12 protein-coding genes are annotated in these 16,926 nt (G+C 65.4%); 7 read left to right on the top strand and 5 right to left on the bottom strand.

Annotated elements, in window-relative coordinates:
• The first annotated feature begins 59 nt into the window (after positions 1–59).
• Positions 60–1,082: a D-cysteine desulfhydrase family protein gene (locus AB4099_RS15045; RefSeq protein WP_441478646.1), complete on the top strand. Its 1,023-nt coding sequence runs from the start codon at positions 60–62 to the stop codon at positions 1,080–1,082.
• A gap of 27 nt (positions 1,083–1,109) precedes the next feature.
• On the opposite strand, the gene AB4099_RS15040 is transcribed toward AB4099_RS15045, so the two are convergent.
• Positions 1,110–2,000 carry an EamA family transporter gene (locus AB4099_RS15040; RefSeq protein WP_113516932.1) on the bottom strand — a complete coding sequence of 297 codons (891 nt, stop codon included), beginning with the start codon at positions 1,998–2,000 and terminating at the stop codon, positions 1,110–1,112.
• An 80-nt stretch (positions 2,001–2,080) separates the two neighbouring features.
• On the opposite strand from AB4099_RS15040, the gene AB4099_RS15035 reads away from it, so the two are divergent.
• The 3 genes from AB4099_RS15035 (at position 2,081) to AB4099_RS15025 (ending at position 5,266) form a co-directional block, all read left to right on the top strand.
• Positions 2,081–2,572 carry a MarR family winged helix-turn-helix transcriptional regulator gene (locus AB4099_RS15035; RefSeq protein WP_113516931.1) on the top strand — a complete coding sequence of 164 codons (492 nt, stop codon included), beginning with the start codon at positions 2,081–2,083 and terminating at the stop codon, positions 2,570–2,572.
• Positions 2,573–2,749: 177 nt separating this feature from the next.
• Complete coding sequence (locus tag AB4099_RS15030; RefSeq protein WP_441478645.1) at positions 2,750–3,895, top strand: amidohydrolase; 1,146 nt, start codon at positions 2,750–2,752, stop codon at positions 3,893–3,895.
• 114 nt (positions 3,896–4,009) lie between these two features.
• Complete coding sequence (locus AB4099_RS15025) at positions 4,010–5,266, top strand: aminopeptidase (protein WP_113516929.1); 1,257 nt, start codon at positions 4,010–4,012, stop codon at positions 5,264–5,266.
• A gap of 105 nt (positions 5,267–5,371) precedes the next feature.
• Here AB4099_RS15025 and AB4099_RS15020 read toward each other — a convergent pair whose 3' ends face one another.
• A complete protein-coding gene (locus tag AB4099_RS15020) occupies positions 5,372–7,534 on the bottom strand; it encodes a methyl-accepting chemotaxis protein (protein WP_441478644.1) in 2,163 nt (720 codons plus the stop codon).
• Positions 7,535–7,951: 417 nt separating this feature from the next.
• On the opposite strand from AB4099_RS15020, the gene AB4099_RS15015 reads away from it, so the two are divergent.
• Entirely contained in the window at positions 7,952–8,161 is a 210-nt protein-coding gene (locus tag AB4099_RS15015; RefSeq protein ID WP_113516927.1) for a hypothetical protein, read from the top strand.
• 17 nt (positions 8,162–8,178) lie between these two features.
• On the opposite strand, the gene AB4099_RS15010 is transcribed toward AB4099_RS15015, so the two are convergent.
• Positions 8,179–9,240 carry a class I SAM-dependent methyltransferase gene (locus tag AB4099_RS15010; RefSeq protein WP_113517068.1) on the bottom strand — a complete coding sequence of 354 codons (1,062 nt, stop codon included), beginning with the start codon at positions 9,238–9,240 and terminating at the stop codon, positions 8,179–8,181.
• A gap of 104 nt (positions 9,241–9,344) precedes the next feature.
• On the opposite strand from AB4099_RS15010, the gene AB4099_RS15005 reads away from it, so the two are divergent.
• Entirely contained in the window at positions 9,345–9,779 is a 435-nt protein-coding gene (locus AB4099_RS15005) for a hypothetical protein (protein WP_441478643.1), read from the top strand.
• Positions 9,780–9,805: 26 nt separating this feature from the next.
• On the opposite strand, the gene AB4099_RS15000 is transcribed toward AB4099_RS15005, so the two are convergent.
• The gene (locus AB4099_RS15000) at positions 9,806–12,091 is read right to left on the bottom strand and encodes an NADP-dependent malic enzyme (RefSeq protein ID WP_441478642.1); all 2,286 of its coding nucleotides are present in this window, start codon (positions 12,089–12,091) and stop codon (positions 9,806–9,808) included.
• A gap of 129 nt (positions 12,092–12,220) precedes the next feature.
• Positions 12,221–14,053: a methyl-accepting chemotaxis protein gene (locus AB4099_RS14995; protein WP_441478641.1), complete on the bottom strand. Its 1,833-nt coding sequence runs from the start codon at positions 14,051–14,053 to the stop codon at positions 12,221–12,223.
• A 103-nt stretch (positions 14,054–14,156) separates the two neighbouring features.
• On the opposite strand from AB4099_RS14995, the gene mutS reads away from it, so the two are divergent.
• Positions 14,157–16,907, top strand: coding sequence for a DNA mismatch repair protein MutS (gene mutS / locus AB4099_RS14990; protein WP_441478640.1), 2,751 nt, complete (start codon positions 14,157–14,159; stop codon positions 16,905–16,907).
• Positions 16,908–16,926 lie beyond the last annotated feature (19 nt).

The following is a 16,926-nucleotide window of genomic DNA, read 5'->3' as shown; positions in this document are numbered from 1 at the left end:
GCCGGCCGCTATGGTGGGCCGCAGCGCCACTGCGCCGGTCTCGGTGAGGAACAACCGACATGAACAAGCCCTGGTCACTGGTTGAACGCAACCGGGCTCCCCTTGCGATGCTGCCGACGCCCCTCGAGGCTCTGCCCCGCCTGACAGAGGAACTCCGACGTCATGGCCCTGGACCATCGATCCTGATCAAGCGCGACGATTGCACAGGTCTCGCCGGTGGCGGCAACAAGGCCCGCAAGCTCGAATATCTCGTCGGCGACGCGCTTCTCCAGGGGGCCGACACGCTGGTCACGCTCGGGGCCATCCAGTCCAACCACGCGCGGCAGACGGCCGCCGCCGCGGCCAGGAACGGCCTCGGCTGCGTTCTGCTCCTGACCGACAAGATCAGCGGCCGCAGCGCGAGCTACCGGGCCAATGGCAATATCCTGCTCGACCGATTGCTCGGCGCCGATATCCGCATCCTATCCGCAGAGCAGGACGCCATGGAGGCGCTCGAACAGACGCTGGCTGCGCTGCGTGCGCAGGGCCGGCGGCCCTATTTCATCCCGATCGGCGGATCCAATGCACTGGGCGGCCTCGCCTATCATGACGCACTCACCGAGCTCGTCGAGCAGGCCAGGGACGCAGACCGACAGATCGACCATATCGTGCTCGCGACCGGCAGCGGCGGCACCCATGCCGGCATCGTTGCGGGCGTACAGACGCTGGACCTTGCCTGCGCCGTCCATGGCATCAGCGTCTCGCGGCAAGTCGAGGAGGCACGTGGTATCGTCGCTGGCCTTGCGCGCGGCACACTCGCGCTTGTTGGGAGCCAGAGCGTCGCCGATGTCTCGATCACGATAGACGCAACGCAGATCGGGCCCGGCTACGGCCAGCCGACGGCGGCGATGCTTGAGGCCGTGACGAGTGTTGCGCGACTGGAGGGCATCCTTCTCGATCCCGTCTATACCGGCAAGGCCATGGCGGGGCTGTTTGCGCTGGTGCGGCGCGGCGCGTTCCGGTCCGATGAAACAGTGGTGTTCTGGCACACCGGCGGCCATCAGGGGCTGTTCGCCTACGAAGAGCTGTTTCAGGACAACTGAAGACACGCTCGAGGAGGCGTGCCCCGGTCACGCCTCCCGGGGTTTCGCCGCCGTCGCTGTAGCCGTGGACGCTGACTGCTGAGCGCGCTGGCTCAACCACACACTGCCGAGGACGATTGCCATCCCGGCGATCTGGGCGGGGCTGAGTGATTGGCCGAGGACCGACCAGCCGAGGATGACGGCCGTCATCGGGCTGAGAAAGCCGAGCGGCGAAACCGTCGAGGGACCGAGTCGGGCAATGCCGCGGAACCAGAGGATATAGGTCAGGGCAGCGCCGATCAGTCCGAGATAGGCAAGGCCGAGGATGTTCGTCCCGTTCAATGCCGGCGGTGCGGGTTCGAGCCAGAGGACCACTGGCAGCAAAAGCGTTCCGCCCGCCGTCAGCTGCCAGGCGGTGAAGGTCAGTGGCGAGACCGGTGGCTGCCAGCGCCGGCTCAGGACCGTGCCCGCCGCCATCGACAGCGCGCTTGCGAGACCAGCGGCGATGCCGAGCGGATCGAGCGCAGCCTGCGGCGTCAGAATCAGCAGCGCGACACCTGCCATGCCGGCGATGGCCGCGATAATGGCGAGCGGGCGGATGGCGGAACCGAGCAGCAGGCGGGCGAGTAGCAGCACGACAAGCGGCTGGACGGCGCCAACCGTCGCCGCGACACCGCCCGGCAGCCGATAGGCCGCGATGAACAACATCCACCAGAACAGCGAAAAGTTGAACGCGCCGAGGAGGAGAACGCGGCCCCACCAGATCCCCTGCGGCAGCTGCCTGACGGCGAGCAGCAGCAGGAGGCCGGCCGGGAGCGCCCGCAGCATCGATACCGTCAAGGGATAGCCCTGCGGCAGGAATTCCGTCGTCACCAGATAGGTGCTGCCCCAGATGGCCGGGGCGATCGCGGTCAGCAGCAAGTCGGCATTACGGGCCATGATGGGTCTCGCTCATTATCTTGACGTCAAGATAATGAGCGATCTCTTGACGTCAAGATAATCTCTCGCAACGATGCGGCATGGACCATGTCGACGGAATTCTGGCGCAGTGGAACCGGGAGAGACCGGACCTCGATGTCACGCCAATGGGATTGTTCGGCCGCCTGAAACGGCTCTCGCAGCATCTCGGCCGTGAGATGGAGAAGACCTTCGCCGAGCATGGCCTCAACAGCGCAAGTTTCGACGTGCTGGCGACACTGCGGCGCTCCGGCCCTCCCTACAGCCTGTCGCCGGGAGATCTGCTGGCGACGATGATGATCACCTCGGGCACGTTGACGAACCGCATCGACCAACTGGAGAAGGCGGGCCTCGTCGAGCGCACTCATAACCCCGAGGATCGCCGCAGTTTCATCATTTCACTGACCGAGCGTGGCTTTGCGACAATCGAAGCTGCCGTCACGGCGCATGTCGCGACCCAGGCGCGGCTGAGCTCCGTGCTGTCCCTGGGAGAAAACGCGGCCCTCAACGCCCTGCTGAGCAAGTACCTGGCGGGTTTTGAGGGCAACCGGTGAGGCCTTGTGTCGGGAGGCCGCCTCGACAACAAACCCACCGGCTTGCGGGCCAGGAATGAGCACAGCGCGCCCCCCGCAGGCAAGAATGGCGCTTGCCGCTCCAGGCAAGTTGATAATTCTCTGGCCATACGAAGCCGGCATCAGGTCTGATTCAGCCGGCGCTCAGGGGATAGCGGAATGTTTCTCACCAACTCCGACATGGTCGAACTCGTCGCCTGGCGGCAGCAGTTGCACCGCTCTCCCGAGATATCGGGCGAGGAGCAGGAGACGGCGAAGGCAGTGGTTGCCTTCCTTGCCCCGAGCGAGCCAGACCGTATCGTGACGGAGCTCGGTGGGCACGGCGTCGCCGCGATTTATGAAGGGCGCGAGCCGGGACCGACGGTGATGGTTCGTTGCGAACTCGACGCCCTGCCGATCGAGGAAATCTCCGAGAGCGCCCATCGCTCCCAGGTGCCCGGCAAATCCCATGCCTGCGGCCATGACGGGCACATGACCATGGTCGCGGCGCTCTCGCGCGGGCTCGGCCGCCAACGGCCGCAGCGCGGCCGCGCAGTGCTGCTGTTCCAGCCGGCAGAGGAGAACGGCGCAGGTGCCGCCGCCGTCATCGCCGACCCGAAATTCGCGGAAATCGCGCCGGACTACGCCTTCTCGCTCCACAATAAACCCGGCCTGCCATTGGGCTACATCACGCTCTCGGAAGGCCCCGCGAACTGCGCCTCGCGCGGACTGCAGATCGTGCTCACCGGCAAGACCTCGCATGCTTCCATGCCGGAACACGGCATCTCTCCGGTTTCAGCCGTAGCCCGGCTGATGCCGGCATTGACGGCGCTCGGCCCCGGCGGGCCGCTCGATGCGGCCTATGCGCTCGTCACCGTGACCCACGCCGCTATCGGCGAAGCGGCCTTTGGGATTGCGCCCGGCCGAGCCGAAATCTGGGCGACGCTGCGCACGCTGAACGATGCGCAAATGGGCGCGCTTTGCACACGGGCCGAAGCGCTGGTGCGTGAAGCGGCTGAAGCATCGGGTCTTGGCGTCGCGCTGAGCTATCACGACGTCTTCCATCACTGCGAAAACGATGCCGAGGCGGTGGCGCTCCTGCGCAAGGCCTTCGATGACGAGACGCTACGGCACGGCCCGGGCTCGCCCTCGCGCGGCTCCGAGGATTTCGGCCTGTTCGGCCGCCAGGCGAAATCGGCGATGTTCATCCTCGGCTCGGGCGAAACCTCGCCACAGCTGCACAACCCGGATTTCGATTTTCCCGATGCCCTGATCGAGCCCGGCTCGCGCGCTTTCATGCGCACGCTGCGCAATTTGCTCGGCTAGCGCATTGCACCTGAACCAAGCGGGCGACGTTCCTGTTGCCAAACCGCAAAGACGCCCTGATCGGCTGCGCATGATGCCGGTCAAGGACTTGCCAAGCATGAGAGGCCGCTTTCCATGACCACGCACCAGCCGAATATCCTGGCATCGATCGATCCGGCCAAGCTCGACAGGCTCGCCGAAGTCGCTGTCAAGGTCGGACTGAATCTCCAGGCCGGGCAGGATCTGTTCCTGACCGCGCCGGTCGCCGCCCTGCCGCTGGTGCGGCGGATCGCCGAGCATGCCTACAAGGCCGGTGCCGGGCTCGTGACGCCGATGCTGGCAGATGAAGAGATAACGCTCTCACGCTATCGCCATGCCCCGGATGCGAGCTTCGATCGAGCGCCGGGCTGGCTCTATGAAGGCGTCGGCAAAGCCTTCGCCGCCAATACAGCACGCCTCGCCATCGTCGGCGACAACCCGATGCTGCTCTCAGGGCAGGATCCGGCCAAGGTGGCGCGCGCCAACAAGGCCAATTCGATCGCCTATCAGCCCGCGCTCGAGAAAATCGCCGGGTTCGATATCAACTGGAACATCCTGGCCTATCCAACGGCATCCTGGGCCCGCCAGGTCTTCCCTGATGAGGCCGAAGACATCGCTGTCGCCAAGTTGGCCGAGGCGATTTTCGCCGCCTCGCGAGTTGACCGTGCCGACCCCATTTCGGCCTGGGCTGCGCATAATGCGACCCTCCGCAGCCGGACACAGTGGCTGAACGGGCAGAACTTCCATTCGCTGCACTTTTCCGGGCCGGGCACGGACCTGACGATCGGGCTTGCCGACGGCCATGAATGGCAGGGCGGCGCCTCGACTGCCAAGAACGGCGTGACCTGCAATGCCAATATCCCGACCGAAGAGGTCTTCACCACGCCGCATGCGCGGCGGGTCTCCGGCCATGTCGTCAGCACCAAGCCGCTCTCGCATCAGGGCACGCTGATCGATGGCATCTCGGTGCGCTTTGAAGAAGGTCGTATCGTCGAGGCCAGGGCCACCCGGGGCGAGGAGGTGCTGAACAAAGTTCTCGACACCGACGAGGGCGCGCGTCGCCTCGGCGAAGTGGCGCTGGTGCCGCATTCGTCGCCGATCTCGCAGAGCGGCATCCTGTTCTACAATACGCTCTTCGACGAGAACGCCTCCTGCCATATCGCGCTCGGCCAGTGCTACTCGAAATGCTTCATCGATGGCGCCAAGCTCACGCCCGAGCAGATCGCGGCGCAAGGCGGCAACAAGAGCTTCATCCATATCGACTGGATGATCGGCTCGAACCAAGTCGATATCGACGGTGTGCATGCCGATGGCAGCCGCGTCGCAGTCTTCCGCCAGGGCGAATGGGCCTGAGCGGCCTCGCACCAGGCCACGTCTCTCCGCTGATACGAAAAGGCCACCGGGGCGAACCCGGTGGCCTTTTCTGTTTGACGCGACGCGTGCCTCCGAGCGGCGGGCTCAGAACTCTTCCCAGCCCGCGTCCGACGCGCGACCGTTGACGACCTTCTTGGCCGGCATGACGGGGCGCTTCGGCGCAGCTTTGGTCTGCGCGAAGGCGGCTTCGGCAAGCTGGCGCAGGCGCTCGGGCTCGGGACCTCCCGCATCGATCGCCTCGATATCGGAAGCGCGCAGCGCGGGCGGCGCGTAAGACGCTGCCTTGGTCGCAAGACGCGCAGGGCGGGGCGCCATCTTGGTGACGGCCGCTGTCGCGATCGGGGCCGTCATCTGCCCTGCCTGCTCCGGCCCGGTCCGGAAGGCCGCGACCAGGTCGTTGAGCTGGCCGATCCGCGACGTCAACGACGCGGCGGAGGCAGCACTTTGCTCGGCCAAAGCCGCGTTCTGCTGGGTCATTTCATCGAGATGCGCAACAGCCTGGCTCATCTCGTCGATGCCATTGGCCTGTTCGCCGGACGCTGTCGAGATCTCGGCGATGGTGGCCGCGACCTTCTGCGATGCATCGAGGATTTCGGTCAGGGCCGCACCGGCCTGACGTACAAGCTCGACGCCCTCGGTAACCTCTGCATTCGAGGAGGAGATCAGCCCCGAGATGTCCTTGGCGGCGGCGCCCGAGCGCTGTGCCAGGGTACGCACCTCCGAAGCAACGACCGCAAACCCCTTGCCGGCATCGCCGGCGCGCGCGGCCTCGACTGCCGCGTTGAGCGCGAGCAGATTGGTCTGGAAGGCGATATCGTCGATCACGCGGATAATGTCGGAGATCTTCTTCGAGGCGCTTTCGATGCGCGCCATCGCTTCGACAGCCCGGCCGGCGATCTCTCCGCCCGACTGCGCAGCACGCATCGCGTCCTCGGCAATCGTCGCGGCCTGTTTCGAAGATTGAGCCGAAGCCTTGACCGAAGCAGCAAGCTCCTCCGTCGTCGCGGCGGTCTCCTCGAGCGAGGACGCCTGCTCCTCAGTGCGCTTCGACAGGTCGTCGGCGCCCGTGTTGATCTCGCGCGACGCCAGACCGACATCGCCGGCGGTCACCTGGATTGTGCGTACGGTCGAGGACAGGCGATCGACCGTCTCGTTGATCGCGCCCTTCAGATCGGCGAAGCGACCGCGATAGATGGTATCGACCCGGTTCGTCAGGTCACCGGAGGCAACAGCCTGCAACACCTTCGCGAACTCGGTCGTGGCGGTGTCGACCACCGCATTGATCTCGTTGATGCCGCTGATCAGCTTCTGCATCTGGTCGTCGGCGCCATCGATGGCGAGCCGCGCCGAGAAGTCACCGGACGCAGCGGCCGCAACGACCTCACCGACATCCGACACCACCGAGGCCATCGACTCGGCCTGACGCAGGCGACGCTCCGCACTTGCGCGCTCTTCCGCCTGCAGCGCGGCGACCTGCTCGGTGCTCTCCCGCAGCACCGAGACGGCGCGGGCCATGGTCCCGATCTCATCCTGACGGGCGACATGCGGGACTTCGATTTTGGTATCGCCGGCAGTCAGGCGCTCCATGACGGCGCTGAGGGCGAGGATCGGCGAGGTGATCGAGCGCTGCGCGAAGATCAGTGCCGCAGCGAGCGCGCCCAGCAAGGTCACCAGCAGCACCAGTGGCAGAACCAGCCTGGCCTGCTTCGTGAAGGCTGCCGCCTCGTCGCCGAGCGCGTTTCCGACATCCTCGTTGCGCTTGCTGAATGCGACCAGGAGATCGTTCACGGCCTTCCGGTTCGCCCGGTTCACATCGGTATTGCCCTGGGCATTGGCCGCAGCAGCCGAAACCTGCCGTCCGACCCGAACGGTTTCAGTCCGATAGGTAATGAAATCCGCAACCGCCTTCTCGATCTGGGAGACGCGCTCCTGTTCGCTGGCCGGTGAGAGCTTCTTCAGCTGTCCGACGAGCTGCCGCATCTGCGGGAAGCGATCCTCCAGCCCCTTGCCGTATTGCTCGATTTCCTGCGCGTTCTTGGCCATGTAAATGCCGCGCGACTCCATCACGACACCGGTGACATGCCCGTTGAGCCGCTCGGTCAGCAGGGCGATATCGCCCTGGTTGCTTGCGCGTTCGTTCAGACTATCCGCCTTGGAGAGTGCGTAGAAACTCAGCACTGCCGAAATGACCGCGGCCGCTGCAACAATGACCAGCATGGTCAGGATCTTGATACGGATGGACTTCATCGAACTGCGCCCCGACGCATGATCTTTTTTTGTTATCAACGCGACACGCTCGCGCGTGGTTGCGGCCAAGAAGAGGGAGCCCTTGCAGGCAAGGGCTGGCGGACAGGCTGCACGGAGGAGCCGTACATTTCCCATCAGATCACCAAAATCTGTAAAGAACGTTTTAAGCAGAGTGCGCGGGATCATTTCCCGGGGAGCATTTCGGCGCGACTGCGGCTTCTTCGACTAGTCCAGCGCGGGGCCTGGATACTTCAGCATCCTTGCAAATAGTTCAATCATAATTGAACTGGAGGGGGCGCACCCAGCGGCGCTGCCGGTCAGAAAGATATTCCCGTCACATTCCGCTTCGGCGTTAACGTCTTACTGACCCTGCGGAACGAAACTGACGGCACGATTCGCCGTCAGTTAGAGTTCCCAATGGGCCAGATCCTCCAGTTCCGCTTACCCGTACAGCCGCTCACCCTCCCGGAACCGCTGGATATCGACCTTCTGACGGCCGTCGACGTTGCGCTCCGCGACCTTGCCGAAATCACCCAGTACATCACCCTCCCCTCAGCGCGGGACCAGGCGGAGGCCTGTCGCCTGATGCTGCAGGATGCCTATGACGCGGCAACGGCCGCCGGCTGAAACATCGGGCGCCGCTTTCAGGCCCGAACTTCGAAGACCATGTTGAACGGCGTCTCGGTCGCACGGCGGAAATGCGAGAATCCGGCGTCGAGCACAACCTTGCGAAGTCGCAGCTCGCCGGCCTGGGCGCCAAGCCCGAGGCCGACCTCCTGGGACAGCGAGGCCGGCGTGCAGATCAAGGTCGAGGCGCCATAGTAGATCCGGCCGACCGGGTTGAGATTGTCCTTCAAGCGATCATGCGCGAAGGGCTCGACGATCATCCAGGTGCCGTTCGGGCCCAAGGTCTCTTTGACGTGCCTGCCTGCGCCGACCGGGTCGCCCATGTCGTGCAGACAATCGAACATGGCGACGAGATCCCAGGACCGCCCCGGAAAGTCCTTCGCGCTGGCCTGTGCGAAGGACACGCGCGCGGCGACACCGGCCTCCTCCGCCGCGGCGCGTGCGCGTTCTATCGAAGGCCCGTGATAATCGAAGCCCGTGAAGGAGGACTTGGGGTAGGCCAGGGCCATCAGAATGGTCGAGGCGCCATGGCCGCAGCCGACATCGGCAACGACGGCGCCCTCCTCCAGGCGCTCCTGCACACCGTCCAGCGCCGGAAGCCAGTCTGCCACGAGATGGCTGTTATACCCGGGCCGGAAGAAGCGCTCGGTGCCGCGAAACAGGCAATTGCTGTGCTCATGCCAGCCTAAACCCTTGCCGGTCCGGAACGCTTCCGCGACCTTGGGTTCGTCGATCCACATCGACTGGACGATTTCGAAGGCGCCCGCGAAAAAGGCGGGACTGTCGTCCTCGGCGAAGACCATCGCCTGTTCGGGCGTCAGGCTGAAGCGGTCCTCGCCCTCGTCATAGGTCACATAGCCGGCGGCCGCCTGCGCCGACAGCCACTCCCGCAAATAGCGTTCCTTCAAGCCGGTCCTTTGCGCGAGCATCTGCGGGCTGACGGGCTCTCCATCGGCCATCGCCTTGAAGAGGCCCAGCCTGTCCCCGAGCACAACAAGGGCGCCCGAAACGGAGGCGCCGACATCGCCAACGAGATTGCCGATCAGGGCATCGAGTTTTTGCATATCGGGTTCGCGCATCACGTCCTCCCGGTCGAGCGAACTCATCCGGCATCGACGGACGAATCCCGTTCCAAGTTGGGTTGAGCAGAAGAAGGCCCGAGGGCGCAGATTCCGCCCGCTCCATGGCAATTTCAGGACTGGCCCAGCCTTCGACCTGCGCCGGCGCCTGGCTGAAATCTGAGCTGGAGCAGTGCGTTGCCCGACTGAGAACCCAGAAACGGGAGGGAGCCAAGCCGCACGGCAACAAATCCGCCTGCACCGACAAGCAAGGGCGCAAGGCCCGTCATATCGAGGAGAGCGGCGAGGCTCCCGGCGTCCCGCATGAGGAGGCCGAACGAGGCGCCTGGGCCATCGTCGACAAGGATAGCAGCGGCAACAAGAACGGTTCGGGCCGGAGCATACAGATTACGACCGTCTCGCCCACGCCCGTCGGCCGAATTCTCGGCCCCGGCCAGGAAGACGCCCGAGACCCGCAGGAAGATGGCGTCCTGAATACCTGGCCCGTTATCGCGAAGAACCCGGTGATCCAGCACCGGGGAGGCGCTGGATCACCTTGATCCCATAGCAATGACGACCAGCGCGTTCAGCCGCCGATATTGAAGGCGGCGAGCGCCGCCATGTTGACGATGTCGGAATCCTTGGCACCGAGCGGCACGATCTGCACCGGCTTGTCGAGACCGACGATCAGCGGACCGATCACGGTTGAGCCCCCGAGTTCCTGCAGCATCTTGGTCGAGATCGACGCCGAGTGAAACGCCGGCATGACAAGCACATTGGCCGGTGCTGTCAGGCGACAGAACGGGTACTGGCTCATCACGTCGCGATTGAGCGCGACATCGGCCGCCATCTCGCCGTCATATTCGAAATCGACGCGCTGCCCATCGAGGATCTTGACCGCCTCGCGCACCTTCTCGGAGCGCTCGCCCGCCGGATGGCCGAAGGTCGAGAAGGCGAGCATTGCGACCTTCGGCTCGTAGCCGAGACGACGTGCGACACCAGCTGCCTCGATGGCGATTTCGGACAGTTCCTGCGCCGAAGGCATCTCCGTGATCGCCGTATCGGCGACAAGCACCGTGCGGCCGCGAGAGATCACGACCGAGACGCCGATCAGCCGATGCCCCGGCTTGTCGTCAATGACACGCCGGACCTCCTCCAGGGCGATCGAGTAATTGCGGGTGACGCCCGTCACCATCGCATCGGCATCGCCGAGCGCCACCATCGCAGCGGCGAAATGGTTGCGGTCCTGGTTGATCAGGCGCTGGCAGTCGCGGAACAGGTAGCCGTGCCGCTGCAGGCGCTCATAGACATACTGGGCATAGGCGGTGTTTCGATGCGAGAGCCGCGCGTTCTGGATCTCGATGCCCTTGGCTTCAAGATCGACGCCGAGAAAGGTCGCGGTTTCGCTGATCCGGTCCTCGCGGCCGACCAGAATGGCGTGCCCCAGTCCTTGATTGACGAAGGAGGTGGCGGCGCGAATGACCTGCTCCTCCTCGCCCTCGGCGAAGACGACGCGCTTGGGGTAGCGGCGAACCCGCTCGAAGATGCGGTTCAGCGTGCCGGCGACGGGATCGCGCCGGGCCGAGAGCTGCGCCTTATAGGCCCCGGTATCGACGATCGGTTTGCCGGCAACGCCCGTTTCCATCGCCGCCTTGGCGACCGCCATCGGCACGACATGGATCAGACGCGGGTCGAACGGGACAGGAATGATATAGTCCTTGCCGTAGCGCGGACGCGCCCCCTGATAGGCGGCGGCCACCTCGTCCGGCACATCCTCGCGTGCCAGCGAGGCAAGAGCCTCGGCGGCGGCGATCTTCATCTCCATGTTGATCGTGGTGGCGCGGACATCGAGCGCGCCACGGAAGATGAAGGGGAAGCCGAGGACGTTGTTGACCTGGTTCGGATAATCCGAGCGACCTGTCGCCATGATGGCGTCGTCACGTACCGCTGCGACCTCTTCCGGCGTGATCTCCGGGTCGGGATTGGCCATCGCGAAGATGATCGGGTTCGGAGCCATGGAGCGAACCATGTCCGACGTCACCGCGCCCTTCTGGCTGAGGCCGAAGAAGGCGTCGGCGCCCTCCATCGCCTGTGCGAGGGTGCGCCGGTCGGTGACGGCGGCATGCGCCGACTTCCACTGGTTCATGCCCTCGGTGCGGCCCTGATAGATCACGCCCTTGGTGTCGCAGAGGATGACGTTGTCGGGCTTGAAGCCCATCGCCTTGAGCAACTCGGTGCAGGCGATGGCGGCAGCGCCCGCGCCATTGACGACGAGCCTGGTCGTCTTGACGTCGCGGCCAGTCAGATCGAGCGCGTTGATCAGGCCGGCGGCAGCGATGATCGCAGTGCCGTGCTGGTCGTCGTGAAAGACCGGAATATCCATCAATTCGCGCAGGCGCTCTTCGATGATGAAGCATTCCGGCGCCTTGATGTCCTCGAGATTGATGCCGCCGAAAGACGGTCCGAGATAGCGCACCGCATCGATGAAGGCGTCGGCATCTTCGGTGTCGACCTCGAGATCGATCGAATCGACGTCGGCGAAGCGCTTGAACAGCACCGACTTGCCTTCCATCACCGGCTTGGAGGCGAGCGCGCCGAGATTGCCCAGACCGAGAATCGCCGTTCCGTTCGTGATCACCGCCACGAGGTTCGAACGCGTGGTGTAGTCATAGGCCCGCGACGGATCTTCCGCGATCGCCAGCACCGGCACCGCAACGCCTGGCGAATAGGCCAGCGAGAGGTCTCGCTGCGTCGCCATCGGCTTGGTCGGCACGATCTCGAGCTTGCCCGGCCGCCCCTGCGAGTGGAACAGCAACGCCTCCTGATCGGTGAAGGTCGGGCGGGCGCGTTTGATCGGCGGGCTATCGTTCATGCGACTGTTCTTTTTGTGAGCGTTTCCTGAAGGGTACCGACATTAGGTCAGCCGGCAGCCGCTCCACAAGGCGCGATTGCGGATCAAGCCTGATGACGATGACGCAAGAATGAAGGACGGTCGCTGCCTTCAGAGCCTGCCGCGAACGCTGCGGACGAAATCTCCGACATAGCGATCGAGCGCAACTGTCTGCTCGCTGACCTGGCGCGCGGCTTCCACCACCTGAATGGCGCTCTCGCCGGTCATCCGGGCCTCACCGCCGACGCTGCCGACGCTTTCGCTGACCGCAGTGGTGCTGCCGGCAACAAGCACCGCGTCCGAAGCAATGCCGGAGACGATCCCGGCCTGCCGGCCGACGACCTCGGCAATGGCGCTGGAGGTCTGCTCGATCACGCTCATCGTGCCTTCGATCCGCGCGATCGCGTCTGAAGCGGTGGAGGCGGCGGAGCGGATATCCTGCAGCGTATCGGCGACATCGCGCGTCGCCTTCTGCGTCTGTTCCGCCAGGTTCTTCACCTCCCCGGCAACGACGGCAAATCCTCGTCCTGCCGCACCGGCACGCGCCGCCTCGATCGTGGCATTGAGTGCGAGCAGATTGGTCCGGGAGGCGATGTCCTCGATGAAGGCGAGCACGGAACTGACCTTGTCGGCCGCCTCGGTGAGACCTGCAACATCGCGGCGCGTGGAGCGGACATAGCTTGCTGCCTCGCGTGCTGTGTCGTCGGCGTGCAAGGTCTGGCGCGTCAGCTCGCGGATCGAGGCATCGATCTCTTCGGCGGCGACCGCGACGCTGCCAACGCGCTGGGAGGCGTTCTCGGCCTGGCGCGTCACATCGACGGCGCGCAGTGCGGTGCTATTGGCGTTCTCCGCCATCTGGCTCGCAGCCTGGTGCATGTCGCGCACCGAAGCGCCAACCTGCCGCAAGGCGTGCCCCACGGTGACCTCGAGGTCGCCGGCAAGTTCGGTCAAGGCTGCCTTGCGCTGTTCCTCCAGGGCCTGCTGGCGCGCTTCCAGCGTCTTCTCGTCGGTGATGTCGAGCAGGATGCCGTCCCAGACGACGGAACCGTCCGCCATCTTGCGCCGCGTCGATTCGCTGCGCAGCCAGACGATTGATCCGCCAGCGCCGCGGTAGCGCGCCTCGAAACGCCAGAGGGTGGCAGCCCCCTCCGGCGCCGCCCGCAGTTGCTCGAAGCGCTCCCGATCCTCGGGCAGCATCCTTCCGAGCCAGATCTCCGGGTCGCGCTCGACCTCTTCCCTGGCAATCCCAAGCGACTTGTCGATGGAGAAGGAGGCGAACCGATAGCTCGTCACACCCGCGGGATGAAGGATCCGTTGATAGAGCGTGCCCGGCGCCCGCTGAATCAATGTCCGTAGCCTGTAGGAGTTCTCGCGCCGCTCACGATCATTATTGATGACGAGGCCAACCAGCATCGTGCCCGCAGCGCTCACCGCAATCATGGCCGGCACGGCCTCGCGCAGAAACCGCTCGGCGACGACCCAGCTCGGCATAAAGGCCACCGAGGCGATCAGGCAGCCAGCCCCGACCAGGCTCAGCGCCGCAAGATCGCGGAACGCCAGCGGTCGCCTGCGCCGGCCCAGCCAGGCGGCATAGGCGACACCGGCAAGGGCGTGCAGCACGATTCCCGCAACCCCGGTCGGCATACCGGCCCCGCCATTGGCGTAACGCATGGCGGCAAGCGAAACAGCAGTGACAGCGGCGGCCAGGGGCCCTCCCACCGGTCCGGCCAGAATGGCGAAGACATTGCGGGAATCAATGGCGATGCCGGGCTGAAGCACAAAAGGATGCGCCATGCTGAGCAGGCCGCCGACCGAAAACAGCACTCCGACGCAGCATGAGCGTAGCCAGGGCCGCCCCTCGATCAACGGGGCCGCAATGGTCAGGATCAACGCCGCAAGCAGCAGGAAGGACAGGCTTTCGACGAGACTGATCAGAAGCAGCATGAACGGGCCTTGGGCCGGAATGACGAAATGACCGTGCTTTCAATTGTTGAAAGTCTCGCTAACGGATGGCGGCGCGCGCGGTTTTTGATAGCGTCCGCCGGCCATGCGCAGCGACATTCCTGAATCCCCGAGCCTTCCCGAAGCAGCGAGTTCCGTCCCGAAGGCTGCGGCCGCGGTCGACCCCGGCCGCGTCACGCCGATGATGGCGCAATATGTCGAGATCAAAGCGGCCAATCCCGATTGCCTGCTGTTCTACCGGATGGGCGATTTCTACGAGCTGTTCTTCAGGGACGCCGAGATCGCCTCGCGCACGCTCGGCATCGTGCTGACCAAGCGCGGCAAGCATCTCGGTGAGGACATCCCGATGTGCGGTGTGCCGGTCGACCGCGCCGATGACTATCTCCAGCGCCTGATCGCCGCCGGACACCGCGTCGCCGTCTGCGAACAGACCGAAGATCCCGCCGAAGCGAAGAAGCGCGGCGGCAAATCGGTGGTCCAGCGCGACGTCGTGCGCCTGGTGACGCCTGGCACCATCACCGAGGAGCGACTGCTCGACCCCGGACGCGCCAGCCTTCTGGTCGCGGTTGCACGCCGCAAGCTCAGCGATTCGAGTGCGCTCTACGGTCTGGCGTCGGTCGACATCTCGACAGGACGTTTCTCGGTCATGGAGGCCCCGTCGGAGCGGCTCGCCGTCGAGTTCGCCCGGCTTGAGCCGCGCGAGATCGTTTGCCCGGAAGCGATCCACGACGACCCCGAACTGAAGGAATTCTGGCGCGAGCTGACGGTGCCGGTGACCCCTCTGGCTCGCGAGGGCCTCGATGCGGCTTCGGCCGAGCGCAGGCTCAAGGAGTTCTTCGGCGTAGCCACACTGGATGCCTTCGGCGCCTTCAGCCGCGCCGAGATCGCGGCCGCAGGCGCAGCGCTGGCCTATGTCGAGCGGACCCAGTTCGGCGCCCGCCCGCCCCTGTCGCCTCCGGTCCGCGATTCCGGCAGTGCGACCATGCTGATCGACGCTGCGACACGCGCCAATCTCGAGCTGACACGCACGCTTTCGGGCGAGCGAACCGGGAGCCTTCTCTCCAGCATCGACCGGACGGTGACACCCGGCGGAGCGCGGCTCCTGGCGGAGCGGCTTGCCGGACCGTTGACCGAGCCGGCGGCGATCGCATTGCGGCACGACGCCGTGGAGGCACTACTGAACGATGCGCCCCTGCGCGAGGCCCTGCGCCGAGAGCTCGACCATGTGCCGGATATCGCCCGTGCGCTCGCCCGGCTCTCGCTCGATCGCGGCGGTCCGCGCGACCTGGCGGCGCTTGGCGCAGGCCTGACCGCGGCACGCGCGATCGCGCAGTCGCTCGCCGACCATGACAACCTGCCGAAAGCCCTGACGCAGGCCGCCCGAACGCTGGCCGCCACCGATCCAGCCCTACCCGCCCGGCTGACCGAGACGCTGGCCGACGATTTGCCGCTCAACCGTCGCGATGGACGCTTCGTACGTGACGGCTACGACGCAGCACTCGACGAACTCAGGCTGCTCCAGGTCGATTCGCGAAAGGTCATTGCCCAGCTCCAGGCGCACTATGCAGCCGAGACCGGCTGCCGCACCTTGCGGATCAAGCATAATTCCATGCTGGGCTATTTCGTCGAGGTGCCGCAGGCCGCCGGCGAGGACTTCCTGAGAGAGCCCTGGCGCGCCACCTTCGTCCACCGTCAGACCATGTCGGACGCGATGCGCTTCTCCTCGGTCGAGCTCGGCGAGCTCGAATCGAAGATCGCCTCCGCCGCTGACCGCGCGCTGAAGCTCGAACTCTCGGTCTTCGCCTCACTCAATACGGCCGTTCTCGACGAAGCCGAGCCTGTGAAGGCGGCAGCGCTCGCTCTCGCCGAGATCGATGTCGCAGCAAGCCTTGCGGCACTCGCGGCCAGTGAAAACTGGACGAGACCCCTCGTCGATGATGGCGCCGACTTCACCATCAAGGGGGGACGCCACCCGGTTGTCGAGGCGGCTCTGAAGCGCGACGGAAAACCCTTCGTCGCCAATGACAGCGAGCTCTCGTCTCTCGGCGCGGCCGATACCGGCGGACGCATCTGCCTCATCACGGGCCCGAACATGGCGGGTAAATCGACCTTCCTGCGCCAGAACGCGCTGATCGCCGTGCTGGCGCAGATGGGTTCCTATGTGCCCGCCGCGAGCGCCCATATCGGCATTGTCGACCGGCTGTTCTCACGCGTCGGCGCCGCCGACGATCTCGCCAGGGGCCGCTCCACCTTCATGGTCGAGATGGTCGAGACCGCCGCGATCCTCAACCAGGCCGGGCCGCGCGCACTCGTCATCCTCGACGAGATCGGCCGCGGCACGGCGACCTTCGACGGCCTGTCGATCGCCTGGGCCGCGATCGAGCACCTGCACGAGATCAATCGCTGCCGCTCGCTGTTTGCGACGCATTATCACGAGCTGACCGCGCTCGGAGACCGGCTGGCGCGGGTCACCAATGCCACGGTGCGCGTGACAGAGTGGAATGGCGAGGTCGTCTTTCTTCACGAGGTCGTGCCCGGTGCCGCCGACCGCTCCTACGGCATCCAGGTTGCCAAGCTCGCCGGCCTCCCGCCGGCCGTGGTCGAGCGGGCCCGCGCCATTCTCGGAGAGCTGGAGAAGACGGAGCGCGAGAAGCCTGTCGCCTCGCTGGTCGATGATCTGCCGCTCTTTGCCGCGCCGGCCCGGCGAGCTGCACCCGTTGCCAGCGCCGAAGCTAGCCCGGACGTCCTGCGCGAAGCGCTCGCCGCGCTCGACCTCGACGAGATGACGCCACGCGCTGCGCTTGACGCCCTCTATCGGCTGAAAGCGCTGGATTAGAGCATCGGCCCGAAAAGTG

This window comes from Allobosea sp. 2KB_26 (assembly GCF_052115715.1).
In the GTDB taxonomy this organism is placed as follows: domain Bacteria; phylum Pseudomonadota; class Alphaproteobacteria; order Rhizobiales; family Beijerinckiaceae; genus Allobosea.
Note: the sequence above shows the minus strand (reverse complement) of the source record. Positions and strands in the feature narration are given on the sequence as shown.